The following is a 5,131-nucleotide window of genomic DNA, read 5'->3' as shown; positions in this document are numbered from 1 at the left end:
CTGCACGCCGTGCTGGTGTCGCGGCATGAGGATCACGCCATTTTCGACGAGGCCTTCCGGCTGTTCTGGAAGTCGCGCGAACTGATCGAAAAGATGCTGGCGATGTTTTCGCCGGTGGCGCCCGACACCAGGGAAAAGCAGAAGCCACGCGCCGCTGAAAACCGGGTCAGCCAGGCGATGTTCGAGGGACACCAGAAGAACCAGCCGCCACAGGAAATTCCCGAGATCGAGGTCGACGCCCGCTTCACCTTTTCCGGCAACGAGGTGCTGCGGGCCAAGGATTTTGCCCAGATGAACGCCGCCGAGATGGCCGACGCCAAGAAGGCGATCGCGCAGTTGCGGTTGCCTTTCGACATGGTGCGGACGCGGCGCTTCAAGGCCGATGCGCATGGCCGCCGCATCGATCCGCGCGCCATGATGCGTTCGGCCGCGCGCACCGGCGGCGAACTGATCCTGCCGAAATTCCGCTCGGCCCGCGAGGTTCATCCGCCGCTGGTCGTGTTGGCCGACATTTCCGGCTCGATGAGCCAGTACACGCGGATTTTCCTGCATTTCCTGCATGCGCTGACGGAAAAAAGGCGTCGCGTGCACACCTTCGTCTTCGGTACCCGGCTGACCAATCTGACGCGGCAGATGCGCCATCGCGACCCGGATGCAGCCCTTGCCGACTGTTCGGCGGCGGTCATGGACTGGTCGGGTGGCACCCGCATCGGCGACACGCTGGCCGAGTTCAACCTGATATGGTCGCGTCGCGTGCTGGGGCAGGGGGCGGTCGTGCTTCTGATCACAGATGGGCTGGAGCGCGACGATGTCGCCGGCCTGTCGGAGGAGATGGAGCGCCTGCACAAATCCTGCCGGCGGCTGATCTGGCTGAACCCGTTGCTGCGCTTCGACGGCTTCCAGGCGCGCGCCCGTGGCGTCAAGGCGATGCTGCCGCATGTCGACGAGTTCCGCTCGGTGCACAATCTCGATGCGCTCGCCGATCTCTGCGCGTCATTGGACAAGAAGTCGGCACAATCCGTCGATCCGCGCCGATGGCTGGAAGCTGGCGCGAGGCGCGCCGCATAACCATATCCTTCCCATCCGGAAAACAGATCCCGAGAAAAACAGACTTCTGGAGAAACGGTCATGGAAAACAGCATTTATCTGGATGAGGCCCGCGACCCGCTGATCATTGCGGAGGGCTGGATGAAGGACGGCAAGGACGTGGCCATCGCGACAGTGGTCGAGACCTGGGGTTCGGCGCCCCGACCTGTAGGCAGCCATCTGGTCATCGACGCAGACGGCAATTTCCACGGCTCCGTCTCGGGCGGCTGCGTCGAAGGCGCTGTGGTCAGCGAGGCCATCGACGTCATCGACAGCGGCAAGGCCAGGATGCTGGAGTTCGGTGTTGCCGATGAAACCGCATGGCAAGTGGGCTTGTCCTGTGGCGGCCGCATCAAGGTGTACGTGGAAAGACTGGGCTAGAGCATGATCCCAAAAAGTGGGACCCGGTTTTTGGACAAGATGATGCTCGGACAAGAGATTTCCTGATGGATCCCTACGCCTTAAAAACTTTGAACGCCGAACGACGCGCCCGCCGTGCGGCGATCCTTGTCACCGATCTCGGTGACGGCCGCGACCGGATCGTGCGCGAGGGCGATCACGTCGCCGGCGATCTCGGAACCGCGATCGCCAGGGCGTTTCGCACCGGTAATTCCGGTTCGGTCGAAGCCGAGGGGCGGACTTTCTTTCTCAACGCGCATCTGCCGCAGCCGCGTCTGGTCGTGATTGGCGCTGTCCATATCAGCCAGGCGCTGGCGCCGATGGCGAAGATCGCCGGCTATCCCGTGGAGATCATCGACCCCCGCACCGCTTTCGCCACGCCGGACCGCTTTCCCGATGTGGCGCTTCATGCCGAATGGCCGGAGGATGTGCTGAAGCGTCAGCCGCTCGACAGCTACACCGCACTTGCCGCCGTCACCCATGATCCGAAGGTCGATGATTTCGCCCTGAAGGCAGCACTAGACGCCAACTGCTTCTATGTCGGCGCGCTCGGCAGCAGGAAGACGCATGCCAAGCGTGTCGAACGTTTGCTGGCGCTGGGCGCGAGCGCCGACCAGATCGCCCGTATCCATGCGCCGATCGGGCTCGATATTGGTGCTGCCAGCCCGGGAGAGATTGCTGTTGCGGTGTTGGCCCAGGCGATCCATGCCTTCCGCTCGCGCGGGCTGGACGCAAAAGGTGCGGCGGCGTGAAATTCGGACCGATCCCGATCGAGACGGCGGAAGGCGCGGTGCTGGCACACTCCACCACCGCTGGTGAACGCCGCTTCCGCAAGGCGCATAGGCTGAGCGCCGAAGATGTGGCGCTGCTACGGACTGCCGGTGTTTCCGAGGTCGTTGCGGCTGTTCTGGCTGAGGACGACCTCGGCGAGGATGCGGCCGCGCAAACGATTGCCGGGAGCATGGCCTTTCGCGGCATCGAAGCCAAGCCTGCCGCGACCGGGCGGGTCAACCTCCACGCCAAGGCGCCGGGCATCTTCACGGTCGATGCCGTTGCCATCGACGCCATCAATGCCATCGATCCCGCCATCACCATCGCCACGCTGGCGCAGCATGCGCCGGTCGAAAAAGGCCAGATGGTCGCGACGGTGAAGATCATTCCCTTCGCGGTCGGTTCAGCGCTGGTCGACGCTGCGACAGAAATCTGCGCCGCAGGCGAGATCTTTGCCGTCAATGCCTACCGGCCCGTGCGTGTCGGCGTCATCCAGACGGTTCTGCCGGGCATCAAGCCTTCCGTGCTCGACAAGACGCTGCGCGTCACCGAAGCACGGCTGGCGCGTACCGGCGGCAGGCTGACGGCCGAGCGCCGCACGGCGCATGAGATCGCGCCGGTGGCGGAGGCCACGGCTTCCCTGGTGCGCGACAATGACATGGTGGTGATCTTCGGCGCCTCGGCGATGAGCGATTTCGCCGATGTCATTCCCGCGGCGATCGAGAAAGCGGGCGGTACCGTCGTCCGCGCCGGTATGCCGGTCGATCCCGGCAATCTGCTGGTGCTCGGTACGCTCGGCGGCAAGCACGTCATCGGCGCGCCCGGCTGCGCCCGCAGTCCCAAGGAGAACGGGTTCGATTGGGTGCTGGACCGATTGATCGCCGGTCTCGACGTGACCGCCAGGGATATTGCCGGCATGGGGGTCGGCGGGCTGTTGATGGAAATCCCCACACGGCCGCAGCCGCGCGAACCGCTGCCGGCCAAATCTCAACTGAAGGTCGGCATCGTGCTGCTGGCGGCCGGCCGGTCGAGCCGCATGGGCGGGCCGAACAAGCTGTTGGCGCTGTTCGACGGCAAGCCGCTGGTGCGCCGCACCGCCGAGCGGGCGCTTGGCTCGAAGGCGTCCAGAACTGTCGTCGTCACCGGCCACCAGCGCGAGCGGGTGCGCGCTGCGCTGGCGGGCCTCGACGTGACCTTCGCGCACAATCCTGATTTTACCGACGGCTTGTCCACGTCGCTGAAGGCCGGCATTGCCTATCTGCCGGAGGACTCCGCCGGTGTGATGATCGTGCTCGGCGACATGCCCGATATCACGTCCCACGATCTCGACAGATTGATCGATGCGTTCCGCAAGGGCGGCGGCAATGCGGTGGTCCGCGCTTCGCATGACGGCAAGCGCGGCAATCCGGTGCTGTTGCCGCGTTCGCTGTTTCCGGCGATCGCCCATCTGGAGGGCGACACCGGCGCACGCCATCTGGTCGAGACCGAAGGGCTCGATGTCATCGATGTCGAGATCGGCGCGGCGGCGTCTGTCGATGTCGACACGCGCGAGGCGCTGGAAGGCGCCGGCGGCGTGCTGCAGGATTGACAAACCCAAGCCGAATTACGCATGCGTTGGGTATGTCTTTTCGCCGCCAAATTTTCTGTGCCTTTGCAGTCACGACCGCGTTGCTGTCGTCGGCTGCGCAAAGTCAGACGCTGTCCCTAAAACCCTTCAAGGACGATCTCTTCGCCTATCCGCCCACGCTGTCGTCCGACAGCAACGGCGCCTACACGGTCATCGACTACCGCGAGATGCGCGACATCAACCAGCGTGACCAGGTGCCCGAGCGGCGGGTGAACGCCCAATATACCGACGCCAGCGTGCGCAAGGTGCAGCAGGATCTGTTGCTGAAAACCGACGCCGGCGATATCAGGCATGTCGCCGTCGGCAAGACCGAGGGCGCCGGCATCATCGTGCTTTACCTGCACGGGCAGGGCGGCAGCCGCAAGCAAGGCGTCGACGACTTCACCTTCGGCGGCAATTTCAACCGGCTCAAGAACCTGATGGCCAGCAATGGCGGCCTCTACCTTAGCCCGGATTTTACCGATTTCGGCGACAAGGGAGCAGCGCAGGTGGCAGCGCTGATCGGTCACTATGCCGACCGGTCGCCAGGCGCGAAGATCTTCGTTGCCTGCGGATCGATGGGTGGTGCGCTGTGCTGGAAGCTTGCCGCGCGCAAGGACATGGGCGGCCGCATCAACGGCCTGCTGCTGCTCGGCTCGCTATGGGATGAGAGCTTTTTCACCAGCCCAGCATTCAAGCGCCGTGTGCCGGTCTTTTTCGGCCAGGGCAGTCACGACGTGGTCTTCCCAGTGGCAAATCAGGAGGCATTCTTTCGCTCGATCCTGGCCAAATCGAAGACTTACCCGACCCGTTTCGTTCGTTTCGAGACCGGCACCCATGGCACCCCGATCCGCATGACCGACTGGCGCGGCACGCTCAACTGGATGCTGTCGAAGTCGCCCTGACAGGCTGCCTGCAAGCCCGTGTGACGCTCAAGGCGCAGTGTTGTAGTCGACGACAGTCTCGGGATTTTGCTCGCCGTCATATGATGCATCGACGTCGTACTGGACCAGCGAGAAATTGCCGTTGCGGAACAGATACGTGCCGGCGTCGGAAGCATCGCCGACCCCGCGCCACTTGTTGAACGTGGTGATCGTCTGGGTGGCCTCGTCATAGTCGGAATTGACCGCCCAGCCGGACGTCTGGAAACCGACGATGCTCATGCCCAGCAATTTGCCGTTGCTGTCATTGTTCTCGTAGCGGATGTCCATCTTGGGTTCGGCGAATTGCAATTGCTGCACGGCCGATGTCTCGTCGGTCATATAATAG

General features: G+C 63.7%; 5 protein-coding genes and 1 pseudogene. 5 read left to right on the top strand and 1 reads right to left on the bottom strand.

Translation table 11 applies throughout. The features are described 5' to 3' along the window. From EN932_RS28645 to EN932_RS28625, 5 genes are all read left to right on the top strand, one after another. Nucleotides 1–1,068 (top strand): VWA domain-containing protein (locus EN932_RS28645; protein ID WP_127274395.1); only part of this gene is annotated, 1,068 nt, incomplete at its 5' end. Nucleotides 1,069–1,128: 60 nt separating this feature from the next. Then, a complete protein-coding gene (locus EN932_RS28640; protein ID WP_013532112.1) occupies nucleotides 1,129–1,467 on the top strand; it encodes an XdhC family protein in 339 nt (112 codons plus the stop codon). A 65-nt stretch (nucleotides 1,468–1,532) separates the two neighbouring features. After that, complete coding sequence (locus EN932_RS28635) at nucleotides 1,533–2,237, top strand: XdhC family protein (protein ID WP_013532111.1); 705 nt, start codon at nucleotides 1,533–1,535, stop codon at nucleotides 2,235–2,237. Then, the gene (locus tag EN932_RS28630) at nucleotides 2,234–3,844 is read left to right on the top strand and encodes a molybdopterin-binding/glycosyltransferase family 2 protein (RefSeq protein WP_127369513.1); all 1,611 of its coding nucleotides are present in this window, start codon (nucleotides 2,234–2,236) and stop codon (nucleotides 3,842–3,844) included. The genes EN932_RS28635 and EN932_RS28630 overlap by 4 nt, the downstream gene beginning before the upstream one ends. A 32-nt stretch (nucleotides 3,845–3,876) precedes the next feature. Next, nucleotides 3,877–4,767: a phospholipase gene (locus EN932_RS28625; RefSeq protein ID WP_013532109.1), complete on the top strand. Its 891-nt coding sequence runs from the start codon at nucleotides 3,877–3,879 to the stop codon at nucleotides 4,765–4,767. Between the two features lie 27 nt (nucleotides 4,768–4,794). On the opposite strand, the pseudogene EN932_RS28620 reads toward EN932_RS28625, so the two are convergent. After that, nucleotides 4,795–5,131, bottom strand: a pseudogene (locus EN932_RS28620) (DUF1176 domain-containing protein); the annotation flags it as partial.

Source organism: Mesorhizobium sp. M7A.F.Ca.US.002.01.1.1 (assembly GCF_004022955.1).
Classification (GTDB): Bacteria; Pseudomonadota; Alphaproteobacteria; order Rhizobiales; family Rhizobiaceae; genus Mesorhizobium; species Mesorhizobium ciceri.
The sequence above is the reverse complement of the archived record's forward strand: the minus strand, read 5'-3'. Positions and strand labels throughout refer to the sequence as shown.